Source organism: Sulfitobacter sp. UBA1132, from assembly GCF_002311545.1.
GTDB lineage: Bacteria > Pseudomonadota > Alphaproteobacteria > Rhodobacterales > Rhodobacteraceae > Sulfitobacter > Sulfitobacter pontiacus.
Genome location: NZ_DCAN01000018.1, coordinates 34,031 through 51,158 on the forward strand (window position 1 = coordinate 34,031; position 17,128 = coordinate 51,158).

Consider the following 17,128-nt stretch of genomic DNA (forward strand, 5'->3'; position numbering starts at 1 on the left):
CATCCTGTTGTCGCACTAAAAGATATATTCAAACTATTGCTTATGTAAAGACCGTGATGTAAATCACGCAAAGATCTATTCAAAATATAGGAAATGAGCGATGACATTGAGAATCGGCGATACCGCCCCCGATTTTGCAGCGGATACAACGACCGGCCCGATCAACTTCCACGATTGGATTGGTGACGGTTGGGCGTTTTTCTTCAGCCACCCGGCTGATTTTACCCCCGTTTGCACAACTGAAATGGGCCGCACATCGCAGTTGTCTGAACAATTCACAAAGCGTGGTGTGAAACCCATCGGCCTGTCGACCGATACAGTGGAAGAACACGTCAAATGGATCGACGATGTGAACGATACCCAAGACACGGACCTGCGATTCCCGATTGTTGCGGATGCGGATCTGACCATCGCCAAACAGTACGACATGATCCATCCCAGCGAGAGCGAAACAGCCGCCGTGCGTTCGGTGTTCATCATTGATCCCAAAAAGAAAATCCGCCTCACGATGACTTATCCGATGAGTGTCGGTCGCAATTTCGATGAAATCCTGCGGGTTATCGATGCACTGCAAACCGGCGACAAGCACAAGATCGCAACACCTGCGGACTGGGTGCCAGGCCAAGAGGTCATCATTCCGCCGTCAGTCTCTGACGCAGATGCAAAACTCGCCTTCCCGCAGGGCTTTGAAACACTTCGTCCGTACCTGCGCAAAGTCAAAATCTAACCCTGCCCAACCCGATGGAGCACGCCCATGTTTGATGGTTTCACAGCAGAGACACTGGCCCGGATACAATTCGCATTCACCGTGTCTTTCCACATTATCTTTCCCGCGTTCTCCATCGGGCTGGCAAGCTACCTTGCTGTCCTGAATGCGAATTGGCTGCGTACGCGCGATGAAACGTATTTGATACTTTTCACCTACTGGAAGAAAATTTTTGCCGTCGCTTTCGGCATGGGCGTCGTGTCCGGCATCGTGATGTCCTACCAGTTCGGGACCAACTGGTCCGTGTTCTCGGACAAGACAGGTCCGGTGCTCGGTCCGTTGATGGCGTACGAAGTGCTTTCCGCTTTCTTCCTGGAGGCTGGGTTCCTTGGCATCATGCTGTTTGGGCGTGAACGTGTCGGCGACAAACTGCATATGTTTGCAACAACCATGGTTGCCTTCGGCACACTGATGTCAGCCACATGGATTCTCTCGGTGAATTCGTGGATGCAGACGCCAGCGGGCTACGGCATCAACGCGTTGGGACAATTCGAACCCGAAGACTGGTGGAAAATCGTTTTTAACCCGTCGTTCCCTTACCGTCTGACCCACATGGTGCTGGCGGCCTATCTTACCACCGCGCTGGTTGTGGGGGGTGTCGGCGGTCTGCACCTGCTGCGCAACCGTGAAGACGCCCCTGCCCGGCGGATGTTCTCGATGGCAATGTGGATGCTGATCGTCGTGGCGCCCTTGCAGATCCTCGCGGGTGACATGCACGGGATCAATACGCTGGAACACCAGCCCGCCAAGGTGATGGCGATGGAAGGCCATTACGACAGCCACCCCGACGGCGCGCCACTGATCCTGTTCGGGATACCCAACGCAGAAGAAAAGCGGATCGATTACGCGGTGCAGATTCCCTATCTGTCCAGCATGATCCTCAAGCACCATTGGGACGCCCCATTGGACGGTCTGGACACAATTCCCGACGAGGACGAGCCGCCAGTCGCTATCGTGTTCTGGAGCTTCCGCGTCATGGTCGGCCTTGGCTTTGGGATGCTTGGGCTTGGCGGATGGGCCTTGTGGCGACGGTTTCGGGGACGGCTATACGCCACACCCCTGCTGCACCGCGCTGCGGTTCTGATGGGCCCGATGGGATTTGTGGCCGTCCTTGCAGGATGGATCACCACCGAAGTCGGTCGCCAGCCGTTCACTGTCTATGGCGTGCTGCGTACCTCCGATAGTTTAGCACCTGTCTCCGCCCCAGCAGTAGCCGCATCGCTTATCGCCTTCATCGTTGTCTACTTTTTCGTCTTTGGTGCCGGGACCGTTTATCTGCTGCGGATGATGAACAAGGCATCCGCGACTCCAAGGCTGGGCCTGCGCGACGGGCCGATCCGCACCGCCGGCACCACCCCGATCGCCCAAACCAACCCCGAAGCCATCCCCGGCGAATAGGAGTAAATCAATGTTTGAACTTTCCTTTATCTGGGCCGGCATCATCGCCTTTGCCGTCCTGACCTACGTGATCCTCGACGGATTTGATCTGGGCGTCGGCATCCTCTTCCCTCTGGCGGATGGTGAGCGGGAGAAGGCTACCATGATGAACTCTATCGCGCCGATATGGGATGGCAATGAGACGTGGTTGGTCTTGGGTGGCGGCGGCTTGTTCGCGGTCTTCCCGCTTGCCTACGCGGTCATAATGCCCGCGCTTTATATGCCAATCATCTTGATGTTGCTTGCGCTGATCTTTCGTGGCGTGGCGTTTGAATACCGCTGGCGAACAGAGGACGGCAAACACATTTGGGACGCCGCGTTTTTTGGTGGATCTATCGTCGCCGCCTTCATGCAAGGAATAGCACTCGGGGCATTGGTTCAGGGCATCAAGGTCTCAGATCGCGCCTATGCAGGTGGTTGGTGGGACTGGCTTAGCGTGTTCTCGATCCTGACGGGCGTTGCTGTTGTTGTTGGCTACGCCTTATTGGGGGCGACGTGGCTTATCCTCAAAACCGAGAATACACTGCAACGAAGAATGCAAAGCTATGCGTGGTATCTGGGCGCTGGAACGTTGGTGTTCATTGGCGTGGTCAGCATTCTGACGCCCTTTCAGGATCCCGAATATTTTCAGCGTTGGCTGAACTTGCCCGGAAGCATATTCAGCGTGATCATGCCCGGTGCAGTTCTTGCTGCTGGCTGGGCTTTGTTTACCGGCCTGAACGGGGGCAAGGACGCGCAGCCGTTTCTCGCCACGCTAAGCATCTTTGTTCTGTGTTTCATCGGAATCGGGATCAGTTTTTATCCAAACATCATCCCACCAACACTGACTATCGCCGAGGCTGCCGCACCCGATAAAAGTCTTCTGTTCGCGCTTGTTGGAACCGTGGTGCTGGTGCCGATGATCCTTGCCTATACCGCATACGCATATTGGGTATTTCGGGGCAAAATTGATCCCGCAGAAGGATATCACTGATGACTTACGCAGCCTTGCAAAAATTTGGATGGTTCATCGGGATTTGGGTCGCGAGCGTCGTAGCGCTTGGGCTTGTCGCATACGCAATCCGCTTGGCCATCCACACTTGAATTCTTCAACCCAACTAAGGAGTAAAAAATGCGTTTTTCAAAATTGTTCACATCAGCGGCACTTTCGCTTGGCATGGCAACTGGTGCTCATGCCGAGGACCCCACCAAGCTGATCACGATCCTGACCTCTGCAGACCCACAAACGCAACTCATGGCGATGGTTCTTACAATGAATGCTATGAATGCGGGCGCTGATGCAGAAGTCCTCTTGTGCGGACCAGCAGGTGACATCGCGCTTGCCGATGCACCGGCGTCAGCAACAACAGGTCAGCCACCCAAAGATGCCAGTCCTCAGGGTTTGATAAAATTGCTGATGGCTCAGAAAAACCTGCGGGTTCAGGTTTGCGCGATCTATCTTCCCGCCAAAAGGATGGATGCTTCAGTATTGCTTGAAGGCGTAACCGCCGCCGCACCAGATGCTATGGGGGCTGCAATTGTCGGCAGCAATACCACAGTGATGAGCTTTTGAGGACAGGAACCGTTCCGTCGAAGTACGTTGATCGACGGAGCGGTTCATCAAAGAGGGATTCTCTGCCAACTCAAATTTTTGCAGTGCCCCGCCTGCATTTGCAGTATCCGCACCAGCAGCTCGGGCAAACTGTCTGCAATGTTCGGCCAGCTTGTCCCGTGCGCCCTGCCTATCTGCATTTTGTTCGAATATCCGAAGGCGCGCGGCGGTCCAAGCGAAGATTACCTGCCGTTTTGGTCACTGTAGCCCGGGTCTTGCTTCCGTTCCCCTACGCGACGAACGATTGCGCCAACTTCCATCAGTTTTGTTGCCAGCGGGTTTGTCTTGCGCCAGACCATTCCAATCCTTCTGGACGGCGCTTCCGGTTCAAAGCGCGCGATGGATACCCGCGCCATCCGGGTCTCCAGCGGGATCGCCATCTCGGGTATAAGCGTCAACCCCATACCGGCACCGACCATCTGAACCAGGGTGGAGAGTGAACTTCCCTCCATAAGATAGCGCGGTCTAGAGCTTGCAACATTGCAGAAACTAAGCGCCTGGTCACGAAAACAGTGTCCTTCTTCGAGGAGAAGCAGCCGCATTTCCTGAAGCATTCTCGCATTGGGTACCGGTAGATGTGCTTCACTCATCGGTCGGACCAACAGGAAATCTTCGTCGAATAAGACAAATTCTTGCAAAGAAGGCTCCGAAATCGGGAGAGCCACGATCGCCGCATCAAGCTTGGATTCGAGCAAATCCAATATCAACGACGATGTAACTGACTCGCGCGGTTGAAGCTCAAGCCCGGGCATCCGTTCTGACAGTGCAGCCATGATCTGCGGCAGAAAATATGGGGCCACAGTCGGGATGACACCCAGACGCAGCTGTCCTGCCAATGCCCCTTTTGCTGAACGGGCAAGATCGTTCAGCTCCGCCGCCTGCACCAGGATCTGCTTTGCCCGCTCCAAAAATGCCTCGCCAAGGCCCGTCAGCCGGACAACCCGCGCGCCGCGTTCCACCAGCGGCGAGCCAAGCATTGTCTCCAGTTCCTTGATCTGTACCGACAGAGCGGGCTGCGAGATGCCGCACGATTCCGCTGCGCGGCCGAAATGGGAATGTTGGGCAAGCGCATCGAAATAACGAAGGTGTTTGAGTGTAAGTCCGTTCATAACCACTAATTATCACAGAGGTAATTAAACACAATTGGTATCTATGATCTTGGTGCGTTAAGGGTATCGGTGACAAGCCCCCTCAATCCACACGGAAGGACGAATCCATGGACGGTAACGAAGTATTTAGTGGCGGCTGCCCTGTCATGCATGGCGGCAATACAGAGCTTGGCAACCACCCAACGAAGTGGTGGCCCAAAACGCTGAACATCGACATCCTACATCAGCGTGATGCCCGCGTGAACCCGATGGACCGCGACTACGATCACCAGGAGGCGGTGAAAGGTCTGGCCTTCCAAGAGGTCTGGGACGATGTCGAAAAGATGTTGACCGACAGCCAGGTCTGGTGGCCTGCAGACTGGGGCCACTATGGCGGTCTTTTCATTCGTCTTTCGTGGCACTCTGCGGGGTCCTACCGGCTGGGTGACGGGCGCGGCGGTGCAGGCACCGGCAACATCCGCTTCGACCCGCTGAATTCGTGGCCCGACAATGCCAGCCTCGACAAGGCGCGGCGCATTTTGTGGCCTGTAAAGAAGAAATACGGAAACGCTCTGTCTTGGGCTGACCTTCTTGTTCTGGCAGGGACGGTCGCCTATTCGAACATGGGTCTGAAAGTCTACGGTTTCGCCTTCGGTCGCGAGGATATCTGGGGACCGGAGATCGACATCAACTGGGGCAACGACAGCGAGCTGCTTGCGCCCACCGAAGAGCGCGTCAAAGACATCGACGACGCGGATTCGATGTACAACCCGCTGGCGGCGTCACACATGGGTCTGATCTATGTGAACCCCGAAGGCGTCGATGGTAATCCTGATCCGGCTGAAACCGCGAAATATGTGCGCCTGACCTTCGCGCGCATGGCGATGGATGATGTCGAAACCGCAGCCCTGACGGTTGGCGGTCACACCGTCGGCAAATGTCACGGTGGCCTCGCTGCCGATCAGGTCGCTGGTGGCCCCGCCGACGGTGATATCATCAACGCAGGCTTTGGCTGGAGCGACCCCGGTTTTAACGGCAATGCCAACACCGCTCACACCTCCGGACTTGAAGGAGCGTGGACGTCGAACCCGACCAAGTGGGACAACGGCTATCTTGACCTGCTGTTCAAGTACGAATGGAAGGCCGTTAAATCGCGTGCCGGTGCATGGCAATGGGAACCCATTGATATCGCAGAGGAAGACAAGGTTCCTGACGCGACCGATCCGACCATCAAGCACAACCCGATCATGACCGATGCCGACATGGCGATGAAGGTTGATCCGATCTACCGTGAGATCTGCGAGAAGTTCCACAACGATCTGGACTATTTGTCCGAGACCTTTGCCAAGGCGTGGTTCAAACTGACCCATCGCGACATGGGGCCGAAAGCCCTTTATCACGGCCCGTTTGTCCCACAAGAGGATCTGATCTGGCAGGATCCTGTGCCAGCGGGCAACACTGACTACGACGTGAATGCCGTCAAGAAAAAAATCGCCGACAGCGGCCTCACAGCCGCCGAGATGATCGCCACCGCATGGGACAGCGCCCGGACCTACCGCGGCTCTGACAAGCGGGGGGGGGCCAACGGCGCACGCATCCGTCTTGCGCCACAAAAAGACTGGACCGGTAACGAACCCGAGCGTCTTGCCAAGGTGCTGGGCATTCTGGAGCCGATTGCAGCCGAAACAAACGCGTCTATTGCCGATGTAATCGTGCTTGCGGGTAATGTCGGTCTGGAAAAGGCGATCAAGGCGGCAGGTCATGATGTGGCTGTGCCTTTCGCGGCGGGTCGTGGCGATGCAACCGACGAGATGACCGATGTGGACAGCTTCTCGGTGCTGGAACCCTTTGCGGATGGTTTCCGCAACTGGGAGAAAGAGGCCTATGACGTTCCCGCAGAAGAGTTGCTGCTTGACCGCGCGCAGTTGCTGGGTCTGACAGGGTCGGAAATGACGGTTCTGGTTGGCGGATTGCGGATGCTGGGCGTCAACTATGGCGGGTCCAAGCACGGGGTCTTCACCCAGCGCGAAGGGCAGCTGACGACCGACTTCTTCCAGACGATCACCGATATGGACTACAAGTGGGTTCCGGCAAAAACTGGCGGCACCTATGAATTGCAGGACCGTGCGACAGGTGAGGTCAAGTATACGGCCACACGTGCTGATCTTGTCTTTGGGTCAAATTCGATCCTGCGCGCCTTCGCAGAGGTGTACGCGCAGGCCGACAATGAAGCGAAATTTGTCCGCGACTTCGTCGCTGCATGGACCAAGGTCATGAATGCAGACCGCTTTGACTTGGCAGTTTAGCTAGAATGATGGTTCGGGCAGGCAATGGTCTGCCCGAACCGGCAGCATAGGATTGCAGGAGACGCTTGCAGGCCTGATTGACTTTGCCGCTGCAGACCCGCGCATGGACACCGGGTGCCTGTTCTACAAGATGCGTGCCGGAAAACACCAGCTCGGACCCGAGGCGTTGGCACGCGTCAAGGAAATCGACGCCGCCGGACAGACCGCCTACGTGGAGCTTTTGCAGGGCGGCCCCGATGCTGGCGAATTGCCGGACGCACTGTCGGTCCAGGTCGGCGCGATGTATCTGGACGAACAACTGGCACTTGCCATAACCCAACGTGTTTCGGGCGAAGACCCTGACTGCATCTACGAGATGATGACATGGCACGGTCGGTATTCAGACGCCCGTGAAGAGCCCATCGCGCGACTTGATGCCAGACTATCTGCGCCTTTTTGCGCCGCTCGAGTTGGTTTTCGCCTCAAGACTTGGCTCTGGGGTGTCCTCGACAGATTTACGGCCGTTCTAATCGCAACCGGCGTGACCGCCGATCTCATGGTGTTGCTCGTTATATGTCGAAGGCTCTTCGCGTATGGCAGCTTTGAATGGCTATTGTGCCGCATAACAAATGCAAAGTTGAGCTGGAAAGCTTTAATATACATCGATGCCAACCACCCGCGTACAACAAATGGCAAACAATTACGACCGATGCACTTCGATGAAACAAAGGCGCAATATGGAAATTGAGGCGGTTCACAGTCAATTACTTGGGAATCTGACGCCAACTTGACGGCCCCGCTCGATGGCAGAATGCACAGACAGCTCTACTAAAACGAAGCCAGAATTGATGACAGCGTGGAAGTCGCGTTCCATCCGACGTGAAGGATCGCAAACCGTCGTGAACCGGAAATTTACACAGCCGCAGGGTATTTACGCTTTGTCCTCAAAGTCGCTCCTAGTGCAAGGCGCAGCGAATGTCCGCAATCCGCCCATTCTGTGGAAAAACAACGTGTTGCTGGCGCAGAAAGTAGTTCGTTGAACGGGGTGCAAGCGCCTTTCTGATCAGGCTTTGCGCGTTTGCTGCGGTGCAGGAAAGATCTTTGCGAGTTTGCGGAGGTTCTGGGCGGTGGCGGCGAGGAGGAATTCGTCGTTTGCGCCGCATGGCCCACGTAATCGGAGCCGTCCCAGGCCAAGGATGCGCTTGAGGTGGGCGAAGAGCATTTCGACCTTCTTGCGCAACTTCATCGAGATGTCGTACTGACGGGTCTTGGCGATGTCGCGGGCAATCTGGCGGGCGTCTTCGTGTTCTTCGCGGTTGATCTTGCGCGCATCGGCATTGGGGCAGCATTTGGCCTTGGATGGACAGACCTGACAGACCTCTTTCAAAGCACGGTATCGTGCGGTCCCTTTTCCGGTCGGTCCTCTGTTTGGGTCGGAATAATTGCGACGGAACTGCTTGAGTTCCTGCCCCTCGGGGCAAATGTATTGATCGTTCTCGGCATCCCATTCAAAGTCTGCCCGGGTCCACGTCCCATCATTTCGTCCGGACTTGTCGAAGACCGGAATGTGCGGCGCGATCTTGCGGTCTCCCAGCCAGCCCAACATTGGCCCCGTGCCGTAGGCCGTGTCCGCGATCAGGCGTTCGGGATGCAGATCAAACTTGTCCTTCACACGCTTCAGCATCGTTTTTGTTGATCCGACCTCGGCCTGCCGGATTGAGCGGGTTGCTTCGACATCAACAATGACGCCGTGATCCGTGTCGATCAGGTAATTATCGGAATAGCTAAAGAAAGCAGGGCCTTTGCGTGCCGCCGTCCATTGGCTTGCCGGATCAGAATGGGAGGTGAACTTCGGCTGCACCTCGCTCGCCGCGCCAAACGCTGCTTCATCCAGCGTTTCGAGATACTCGCGAACCGCGCGGGGTGCATCTGTCGGATCGATGGTTGTCGTGTCCCACTCTTCCTTCGGCGTTGAGTTCTGCTTGTTCGCGTCCGCCTCAATCAGGCTGGCATCAATTGCCAGGCGCTGGCCACTGACCAGACCTTCTTCGATGCACCTTGCAACGGTCATCTCAAACAGATGGCGCAGTAACTTGCTCTCCCTGAAACGCCCGTGCCGGTTCTTCGAAAAGGTAGAATGGTCAGGCACGCGGTTGGTCAAATCCAGACGGCAAAACCACCGATACGCCAGATTCAGATGCACTTCCTCACACAGACGCCGCTCGGACCGGATGCCAAAGCAATACCCCACCAGCAGCATCCGGATCAGCAGTTCGGGATCGACGGACGGGCGACCGGTGTGGCTGTAGAAGTCCGCCAAATGGGCTGGGATGCCGTTTAGGTCGACGAACCGATCAATCGACCGCAGCAGGTGGTCTTGGGGAACATGATCCTCCAGGGAGAACTCGTAGAACAGCGCTGCCTGCGCTTCTTGCTTCGGTCCCATCATCAACAGCCCCGCCCCGCAGGACCCATTGAATCAGCGACTTAGGCTTCGATCAAGGAAGAGTTTTTCAACAAAATACGCCCTCCCCGACAAACAGGCGATGTCCGCCACCCTATCGCGCAACCAGCCTTTCACCATCCTCCTCTCGCAGCATCGCTTCCATTTCGTCCAAGCCATCGACTGCAGAGCGCATCTGCGCCTCATCAGCTACGCTCGCAGCTTCAGAATCCACGACGCCGCTGCCAAAATCCATCTCCATCTGGCGCTGTTCCTCGGCGATGACGGCTTGAACGACAGGCGCGGTTTTCTTTGGAACGCCGCTAGTGTGTCGTGACAGTTGATCCCCAGAAGCCTGAGCTGAGTTTTCCACGACGGCTTCTGTTCCCCCTGGCCCATCCGACGGCGGCGTCATCGGCATGGCGCGCACACTCAGCGGCAGCGTGCCTTGCGATCCCCCTCCCCCCGGCTCTGGAAACGGCAATTCACCCGTCTGCGCCGCGTGGATCGCCTTGAACAGCCGGTCGTCAAAATACTGAATCCGCTTTGCACGGACCGGCATCTGCGCATCGATCACCATGACGATCTCATCGAGCGGCAAGCGGCGCGCCTCATCTTCGGGCAACAACGAACTTTCCTCGGTCCGCGTGGATTGGCTGCGCCCTTCAAACGGGTTCTTGCCGATGGACTGCGACCGCGTGACAACGGTCTTCGTGGTCTTGCCAACCGCCTTGCTCAGTTCTTCGACGGTCTTTTCGTCAGAGGGCGTGAGGTAGAGCTTCACCCCGGCATTCCCCTGCAAGGCGCGGCGGGTGTTTTCGCCGTAGATTTCATCAAGGGCGGGGATGGTTTGGGTGACCACAGCGAGGTGACCACGATAGGTCCGCAGCGTCTCGATGCTCTCGACCACGATGGGCATCTTGCCGAGGCGATTGAACTCGTCGAGCATGATCATTACGGGCCACGGCTCATCCGGCCCGGGGTCCTTTTCCTGCATGGCGGAGAGGAGATCGGAAAAGAACAGCCTGATCAGGGGTGCAAGCGGCTTCACCATCAGAGGCTGGACCACGAGATAGACCGAAAAGGGTTTCTTGCGGATCGTGCGGAAATCAAAGTCCGAGACTGCCGTCGCCTCATCGATGGCCGGGTTCTGCCATTGATCGAGCCCCGAGGTCATCAGGAGCGAGACATAGGAGGTCAGCGTATCGTTGTTGGTCGAGGCCAGGCGCGTGAAGATCAGTTTGGCGGCCCTGTTATCGACCTCATGGCCCCGCGCGAAGTATTCCTTCTGCTTGTTCCCACCGGAGGCCGCGATGCGATAGATCTCGCCCAAGGTGGGGCGCTTGCGCTGGAAGGCCAACAGGCCTGCCGCCACAAAGAGATCGATCCCGCCTTTGAGGAGGCCCTGCACCCGGTCGTTGTCACTCTGCAGGAAGAGCGTCGCCAGAAGCTGTAATTCCATCTGCTGGCGGGCGGGATCTTTCAGCTCGAAGATGCGCAGGAGCGGGTTGTAGCGATGCGTGCGCTTCCCCTCCCAATCGGTGGGGGCAAAGCGATAGACCTTGTCGCCTTGGGCCGCGCGGTGCCGGGCCGTGGCCTCGAAACATTCGCCCTTCACATCGAGCGTCACGGCGGAGCCTTGCCAGGTCAGCAGGTTCGGAATGACAAAGCCCGTGGTCTTGCCGCGGCCCGTGGGGGCCACGATCAGCGCATGGGGGAAGACCTTGGAGCAGATGTAGTTGGCGCGGGAGCCCGGCGGCCCCAGCTTGCCGAGGATGAACCCGGTGCCCGGCGCCCCGAAGAAGCCATTGGCCTTCATCTCGCGCGCGGTCTGCCAATGGGTCTGGCCAAAGCGTGTCAGAGCGGACCCCGAGAGGGCGAGGCTCAACATCAGGCCGGCGGCGGCGAAGCTGCCGATGATCAGGTGAATAAGTTGCGCGTCCTCCGGGCGGCGGTCCAGGATCGCAAGATAGTTCTGCGCGATATAGGCAAAGTCGATCTCGGCCCCAAAGCCGAGATCCTGGTAGGTCAGCACCGCCGAGGCGATGGTATAGCCCATGGCCCCGGTCACAAGCGTCACCAGCAGGACGCCCGTGGCGATCCGCGCTTTTCCCATGGCGGCGCTCAATGGACCTGTCCCCGCTCGGTCTCGCCATCCACGTCTGTCGCGCGGTGTTTTTCGTATTCGGTGTCGGCAAGATCATCGACCACCTGGCGCAAGGCCTCCGTGTTGGCCGTCGCTGCATCCGATTGCAGATAGACCTTGGCGACATAGAGCCGGTCGAGGCGGTCCTCGAGAACCTTTTCCAGCGCATCGGCATCGCCGGATGTAAGCCGGTCGAGTTGGCGAACGTCCAGCGCCCGCGCGATCTCGTCGCGAAAGGCGTCCCGCTCCGCCTCGGTCTCGAAGGGCGCGGACAACTCCCCCGCCCGCTCATGGTCCAGGACACGCGCAATCTCGTCTGCAAGGCGGTCGGCACGGTCAGACAGCGAAGCAGTTTCATCGCGGGTTGCGACGATGTCGTCGCGCGTGCCAAACCCAAGCCCGTCGCGCATCTCGTTTTCGCGGCGGACCTGATTGATGACCTCCGTGTCGCGTATCTCGACGACGGCCGCATAGGTCGCGCCGAGCCCGCGGGCGAGGTGGGACGGGATGTCCGGATAGCGCGCTCGTAAGTCATCCGTGACAGCATCTGCAACGGGCGTGCGGAGGTCGCGTCCCTCCATGATGCGGTCGACCTCGCTGGTGATCTCGCTGGCGCGGGCCACATCGGTGATGGTCTCCCTGTAGGGCTCAGACCGGTCGATCACATCGCCGGGGCGTGCGAGCAGATCCGGATGTGCCTCGAGATACACGCGCTGCTCGGTCTCGATCCGGCGCTCCGCCCGTGAGACAACCTCCCAATCCCGGTCCTCGATCTGCTGTGTAGTCAAACCCTCGGCGCGCATCTCCTGACGGATTGTCCCTTCCATCTCCCGCACCGCACCCTCGTGATAGTGGAACCGCTCGCTGACCGCTTCCGCTTCCATAACACCGTCCCGGCGCAGCACGTTCTCCCGTTCCAAGAGCGTGCCAAGTTCCACATGCACATCGTTGAGAATGTCGCGCGCCTGTTCCAGATCAGCGCGGCGTTCGAGGTTCAGATCCCGCGCCTCGGCCACCTTGGAGAGATCATTGGCGATCCATTGATGCTCCAGCGCTGCATTTGAGGCGCCCGTCTCGATCCGGGCCACCACTTCCGATGTGCTGATACCCGTGCCCCGCAGAGCAGCATCGATCCGTGAGCGCAGGCGCGGCTCAGTGAGGCGCTCCAACTGGTTCTCCTGGATGTTCGCCTTGGAATAGACCCCGCCTTCCGAAGGAGCCTCTGACAGCGTGGATGATCGCAAACCGAGAGGCTGCATGTGCTGGACCTGCGTCTGGATCTCGATGAGGCGTTTTTCCAGCACAGGACGTTCCGCGTCAGGCTTCTCGGCGATCATGCCCTGCACCCGCGCGAGCTTTTCCGCATAGAGGCTTCTCAGATCCTCGAAGCTTTGATCCTCGGCCATATACACATCTCCTGTTCGGTCCATCTGTCCGCCATGCGCCAGCACCTCGCCCGCGCGGAAGAGTGCCGCGGCGATGTCTTCCCGGGCCTCCCGGGAGGCCTCTGCGGCAAGCGAATTGTAGACGGTTCTGGTGTTGGCGATCTCCGCCAGCGTCCGGGTCAGGTCCTGCCCCACGCGTTCCCGCTCGCGGGGCGCGCGACCCTCTTCTTTCGCCGCATAAACCTCGCTGGTGCGGGCTGGGTAATGTACCACGCCGCGATCCACCCGGCGCATGGCTTCCAGGCGCACGCCATACTTCTCGGCCTCCTCGACCACCGCGAGGCGGAAGTCGTCATAGTTGAAGCGGTGATTGCGGCCGAGGAAGAAGAACTCGCCTTCCTGCGAGCGGCGGTTCAGCACCAGATGCGCATGGGGGTGATCGCGGTCCTCATGCACCGCGATGATGTAGTCGAAATGCCCCGCGTCGGTCTGGAAGAATCGCTCGGCCACGTCCGTCGCGATGTCGCGCACATCCTCCCCGCGCGTGCCGATGGGGAAGGACATGAGCATGTGGGTGGTCTGCCCAAGCTTGGGCTTGAAGCCCGCATCCCACCGCTTGGCAAAGCGCTCGGTCAGGTCCTTGATGTCACCCGCCTCGAGCTTCGCCTTGCCATCCAAGAACCCGCTACTGTCCACGATATGGGTGGACTTGGTCGTGAGGTAATCGAGCTGGTTTGCGAGCTGCGATTTCGTATGTGTACCCCCGCCCCGGATCGCCTTGAAAACCGCTGGCCGATGCCCTGCTGCCGCGCGCACAAGCTGGGTCTGCTTGGCGACATGCAGCCCCTGCATCGAGCCCCGGACGTGGCTCCAGCCATCCCGGAAGACCTCGCCCGTGACGGCATGGACGGCATCATTCAGCCGCATGGGCAAACTCCCTCAGCGCGGCCGTGGCCTGCAGTTGCATCCCATCGCGACGGCGGCGCAGAAGCAGATCGATCTCGTCAGCGGAATCCAGAATGAACCGCGCCAGCCCGCGCATCTGCGCGAGGCGCAATTCGGAGAACTCGGCACTCGCGCCCCCCACGGCCCCCTGCCCCATCCGGTTGGCCCGCGTCATCTGCTTGGCGATCTGCGCGACCCCATTGCCGACCTCGTGCAGAGAGGCCCTGTAGCGCGCCATCTCTGCTGCCATCTGCGCGTCCGGAACGAACACCCCGCCCGCCGCCTGAATGAGCCGCCGCAGCCCCTCGGCCCGGCTCTCGATCCCCGCCTTCGCCAGCACCTCGTCGAGCGCCGACAACTCCGCAGCCGTGACCTTCACACTGACCGCTGAGACCGGAATTGCGGCATCCGTCTGGCGCTCGGCATCTGCTTTGAGCGTGTACTGAATCGCCCGCACCGACACGCCAAACCGTTCCGCCAGCACTGAAGTGGAAACGCCTTCCGCAGCTTCGCGAACGATCTCCATGCGCTCCGCATCGATGAGGCGTTTTGAGCGAGACATGCGAAGAAAGACCCCCTATTTCCTGCCACCTTCCACCAAGGCTGCCCCTACCTTACGATATTATACCGAGCTGTCAATTATATACTTACGTCGCATTCAGTCTCAGGCAGCATTGGTGTCCGCTTCCCCCGCGGCCCGCAGGGACGCGGCTCTGCCGCCCTCACCACCGGGCGCCCCACCTGTCCAATGGGTCCCCTTCCCCAGCACCCCCGAGGGTCTGGCCGAACACGCATGTGTTCGGACGGAACCGCGGGCGGGCGCAAACCCCACCGACAGGGCGGACAGGCAGGGTCAAGGAGGGCCAGATTTGGGTCCCCAAATCTCTGCCGCAAAAACCGGGAGGCCCTGGCCGATAGGTTTTTGTGGATGGCCCCCTTGAGGCTGACTGGCCGGTCTGTCGCTACCTGATCATTCCGAGGGAGGTGCGTCTGATCAATGCGCAGCGACCGGCAACTTCGTGAAGTCGCCTCGGGCGATCTGACCGCCGGACACGGCATCCCTGGAACAGGGATCGGGCCGCCCCAAGATCGTCCTGGGGCGACCCATCCTCGTCAGAGGATTCAGTCCTGGGGATCCTTCGCGCTCGGCGGGAACATCACCAGCTCCGAGACCGCGACGGGGAAGTCGAGCTTGAGGCTGAAGAACTCCGAGCCGTCCCCGTTGCGGGTGTTGCGGAACATCGCACCCACGCGCTGAAAACGGGTGCGCTCCTGGCCATCGGTGTCGGTGAACTTGACTGGGACGGTGGCGACGTAGTGGTTGGTCATTTGGGTTACTCCTTGTTGCGATGGGGATCACCCGGCACGGGGGCAAGAGGCCCGGTCGCAAGTGCAAATGCGGAGGGTCCGCGGCCCTGCCGTGGAAGCCGTATTTGTGCTTGCCGAAGCGTGAGCTGAGGGCACGATTGGGCCGACCCCGTGCGATCCACATCTATGAGCAAAAAGGAGTGATCCGGATGATCCTTGCCATCACGTTGGTGCCATCCTCCGCGTCCTCGTCTCGCCGATCCTGGCCGGGGTGCTGATGGAGCCCGCCCGCGTGGATGCGATGTTCCGAAACACCCCCCGAGGGTTGTGCAGGTCTCAGCCTCATGTGCGACGTTTCGACCCCTCGGTCTTGCGCTGCTGACGACGTGCGTGAGGGGCGCTCCATCCCGAGCCCGTACCGATGCCGATGCGGATGGACCGAACACTGTCGGACCGGGTAGAACGATGACGGTGCTGGACGCCGTGAGCTGCCGATCAAGTGTGACCGATCGCACGCGCCATGAGACATGACGAAAGGGCCGCGCCAAGCGCGACCCCCTCTCTTCAATCTTGCGCAGTATTCTTCGCCGGGTCCGCAACCCGCATGACCGTCAGGCCTTTCGTTTCCGCTTTCTGCCCGAGGTTCAGCGCGACCCCGTTGCCACCGAAGAGAACAACCCCCGTCGCCGCGAACTTGTCGTCCAGCATCTCGTCGTTGCACTTGAACGGTGCCGCCCGCCCGTGCGCGGACCAGCGCGGATCGAAGCGCGCTTGCGCGACCCCGCGTGCTCGGGCCCACCGGGCCGCAATCATCTCCGCACCGTGCTTGCCACCCTTGTGGCAGAGGAAGATCTCCTGATTGCGGTTCTGCTTGATCCGGTCGCGAACCTTGTCGAGCGTGTTGAAGATCACATCGACATCGGTCCAGTCGGTGGCGCCCGAGACGATCAGGGGCACCCCCTCGACTTTCGACTTCTCGGCGGTTTCACGATCATGCTGCTCGAGGAGCTGCCGGGCCTCGAAGACCGCCCCGGTCTCTTGCGCCCGGACGCTCGCCCGCGACCCGGCTGCCGGGATGAAGGCGTGGCCCGTTTCGATCTCGTAGCATTCCGCTGCGGCCTCGCTCATCACCTCGATCGCGCCGACAATCTCGCGCAGCTGCAGAAAGCGCGCCTGCGCCTCTTCGAGTGCGGTCTCGGCGATCTCCGACCCGTCGTGGGATTTTGCCAGCGCACCGATCTTGTCGGCGGTGCGGTCGACCTCCTTGCCAAGCGCCACCTTGCGCCGCTGCAGGATCGTCGCGAGCCCATGGGCCAGCGGTTCGATCTCTGCTTCAAGCCCGGTCCCGCGCAGCTGACCGAGCAAAGCCTCGAAGCTCTCGCGGATGATGCGGTCGGTCAGGATGTGATCTTCCGGGATCGGCAGCTGTGCGTCCTTTTCGGTCAGTCCGAAAAGCTCGATGGTCTCGTAGGTGTTCGCTTGATCATAAGCCATGTTCATTCTCCAGATATTGGGTTCGACCACCACGTGAGTGTGGTGGCATGGCCGAATGCCTGGTTTCCGAATCTGCCCGGGTCAGGGACGGCGCAGCCGCCGGCTTGCCGGGCGCAAAAGTTTTCCGCGCGCAACACCTGACACATGCGCGCCCTCACGAACTGGACCGCCCCAAGCCTCAGGCCCCGCCCTCGCCGAAAAGTTTTACGATCCTTGACGCGGGCTGATTTGGGGGCCATC

At 59.4% G+C, this 17,128-nt stretch carries 14 protein-coding genes; 7 read left to right on the top strand and 7 right to left on the bottom strand.

Annotation, left to right across the window (positions count from 1 at the left end; genetic code table 11):
* Positions 1-100 precede the first annotated feature (100 nt).
* From B4F27_RS13260 to B4F27_RS13280, 5 genes are read left to right on the top strand one after another with little or no spacing between them, the layout of a single operon-like run.
* Positions 101-727: a peroxiredoxin gene (locus B4F27_RS13260; protein WP_286759888.1), complete on the top strand. Its 627-nt coding sequence runs from the start codon at positions 101-103 to the stop codon at positions 725-727.
* 27 nt (positions 728-754) lie between these two features.
* Positions 755-2,164: a cytochrome ubiquinol oxidase subunit I gene (locus tag B4F27_RS13265; RefSeq protein WP_286759889.1), complete on the top strand. Its 1,410-nt coding sequence runs from the start codon at positions 755-757 to the stop codon at positions 2,162-2,164.
* 10 nt (positions 2,165-2,174) lie between these two features.
* Positions 2,175-3,176 (top strand): cytochrome d ubiquinol oxidase subunit II, encoded by a 1,002-nt coding sequence (cydB, locus tag B4F27_RS13270; RefSeq protein WP_286759890.1) that lies wholly within the window; start codon positions 2,175-2,177, stop codon positions 3,174-3,176.
* Positions 3,176-3,286 carry a DUF2474 family protein gene (locus tag B4F27_RS13275; protein ID WP_286759891.1) on the top strand — a complete coding sequence of 37 codons (111 nt, stop codon included), beginning with the start codon at positions 3,176-3,178 and terminating at the stop codon, positions 3,284-3,286. The genes cydB and B4F27_RS13275 overlap by 1 nt, the downstream gene beginning before the upstream one ends.
* A gap of 28 nt (positions 3,287-3,314) precedes the next feature.
* Entirely contained in the window at positions 3,315-3,755 is a 441-nt protein-coding gene (locus B4F27_RS13280) for a hypothetical protein (RefSeq protein ID WP_286759892.1), read from the top strand.
* A 221-nt stretch (positions 3,756-3,976) separates the two neighbouring features.
* Here B4F27_RS13280 and B4F27_RS13285 read toward each other — a convergent pair whose 3' ends face one another.
* Positions 3,977-4,903: a hydrogen peroxide-inducible genes activator gene (locus B4F27_RS13285; protein WP_286759893.1), complete on the bottom strand. Its 927-nt coding sequence runs from the start codon at positions 4,901-4,903 to the stop codon at positions 3,977-3,979.
* Between the two features lie 107 nt (positions 4,904-5,010).
* Here B4F27_RS13285 and katG point away from each other — a divergent pair, with 107 nt between their 5' ends.
* Positions 5,011-7,188 (top strand): catalase/peroxidase HPI, encoded by a 2,178-nt coding sequence (gene katG, locus B4F27_RS13290; RefSeq protein WP_286759894.1) that lies wholly within the window; start codon positions 5,011-5,013, stop codon positions 7,186-7,188.
* A gap of 52 nt (positions 7,189-7,240) precedes the next feature.
* The gene (locus B4F27_RS13295; protein ID WP_286759895.1) at positions 7,241-7,915 is read left to right on the top strand and encodes a hypothetical protein; all 675 of its coding nucleotides are present in this window, start codon (positions 7,241-7,243) and stop codon (positions 7,913-7,915) included.
* 315 nt (positions 7,916-8,230) lie between these two features.
* Here B4F27_RS13295 and B4F27_RS13300 read toward each other — a convergent pair whose 3' ends face one another.
* From B4F27_RS13300 to B4F27_RS13325, 6 genes are all read right to left on the bottom strand, one after another.
* On the bottom strand, positions 8,231-9,616 hold the full coding sequence (locus B4F27_RS13300) for an IS1182 family transposase (protein WP_286759896.1): 1,386 nt from the start codon (positions 9,614-9,616) through the stop codon (positions 8,231-8,233).
* 109 nt (positions 9,617-9,725) lie between these two features.
* Positions 9,726-11,726: a type IV secretory system conjugative DNA transfer family protein gene (locus B4F27_RS13305; protein ID WP_286759905.1), complete on the bottom strand. Its 2,001-nt coding sequence runs from the start codon at positions 11,724-11,726 to the stop codon at positions 9,726-9,728.
* Positions 11,727-11,734: 8 nt separating this feature from the next.
* A complete protein-coding gene (locus tag B4F27_RS13310; protein WP_286759897.1) occupies positions 11,735-14,068 on the bottom strand; it encodes a relaxase/mobilization nuclease domain-containing protein in 2,334 nt (777 codons plus the stop codon).
* On the bottom strand, positions 14,055-14,648 hold the full coding sequence (locus B4F27_RS13315) for a helix-turn-helix domain-containing protein (RefSeq protein ID WP_183530907.1): 594 nt from the start codon (positions 14,646-14,648) through the stop codon (positions 14,055-14,057). Before B4F27_RS13315 ends, B4F27_RS13310 begins: the two co-directional genes overlap by 14 nt.
* Positions 14,649-15,208: 560 nt before the next feature.
* On the bottom strand, positions 15,209-15,415 hold the full coding sequence (locus B4F27_RS13320) for a hypothetical protein (RefSeq protein ID WP_007120662.1): 207 nt from the start codon (positions 15,413-15,415) through the stop codon (positions 15,209-15,211).
* Positions 15,416-15,958: 543 nt separating this feature from the next.
* Positions 15,959-16,888: a DUF2493 domain-containing protein gene (locus B4F27_RS13325; RefSeq protein WP_074637380.1), complete on the bottom strand. Its 930-nt coding sequence runs from the start codon at positions 16,886-16,888 to the stop codon at positions 15,959-15,961.
* Positions 16,889-17,128: the final 240 nt, after the last annotated feature.

What these genes read in the sequence shown, in the direction of transcription:
- B4F27_RS13315 (WP_183530907.1), bottom strand. Translation starts at nt 14,648, where the DNA reads ATGTCTCGCTCAAAACGCCTCATCGATGCGGAGCGCATGGAGATCGTT.
- B4F27_RS13280 (WP_286759892.1), top strand. Translation starts at nt 3,315, where the DNA reads ATGCGTTTTTCAAAATTGTTCACATCAGCGGCACTTTCGCTTGGCATG.
- B4F27_RS13310 (WP_286759897.1), bottom strand. Translation starts at nt 14,068, where the DNA reads ATGCGGCTGAATGATGCCGTCCATGCCGTCACGGGCGAGGTCTTCCGG.
- katG (WP_286759894.1), top strand. Translation starts at nt 5,011, where the DNA reads ATGGACGGTAACGAAGTATTTAGTGGCGGCTGCCCTGTCATGCATGGC.
- B4F27_RS13300 (WP_286759896.1), bottom strand. Translation starts at nt 9,616, where the DNA reads ATGATGGGACCGAAGCAAGAAGCGCAGGCAGCGCTGTTCTACGAGTTC.
- B4F27_RS13260 (WP_286759888.1), top strand. Translation starts at nt 101, where the DNA reads ATGACATTGAGAATCGGCGATACCGCCCCCGATTTTGCAGCGGATACA.
- B4F27_RS13285 (WP_286759893.1), bottom strand. Translation starts at nt 4,903, where the DNA reads ATGAACGGACTTACACTCAAACACCTTCGTTATTTCGATGCGCTTGCC.
- cydB (WP_286759890.1), top strand. Translation starts at nt 2,175, where the DNA reads ATGTTTGAACTTTCCTTTATCTGGGCCGGCATCATCGCCTTTGCCGTC.
- B4F27_RS13320 (WP_007120662.1), bottom strand. Translation starts at nt 15,415, where the DNA reads ATGACCAACCACTACGTCGCCACCGTCCCAGTCAAGTTCACCGACACC.
- B4F27_RS13305 (WP_286759905.1), bottom strand. Translation starts at nt 11,726, where the DNA reads ATGGGAAAAGCGCGGATCGCCACGGGCGTCCTGCTGGTGACGCTTGTG.
- B4F27_RS13265 (WP_286759889.1), top strand. Translation starts at nt 755, where the DNA reads ATGTTTGATGGTTTCACAGCAGAGACACTGGCCCGGATACAATTCGCA.
- B4F27_RS13325 (WP_074637380.1), bottom strand. Translation starts at nt 16,888, where the DNA reads ATGGCTTATGATCAAGCGAACACCTACGAGACCATCGAGCTTTTCGGA.
- B4F27_RS13275 (WP_286759891.1), top strand. Translation starts at nt 3,176, where the DNA reads ATGACTTACGCAGCCTTGCAAAAATTTGGATGGTTCATCGGGATTTGG.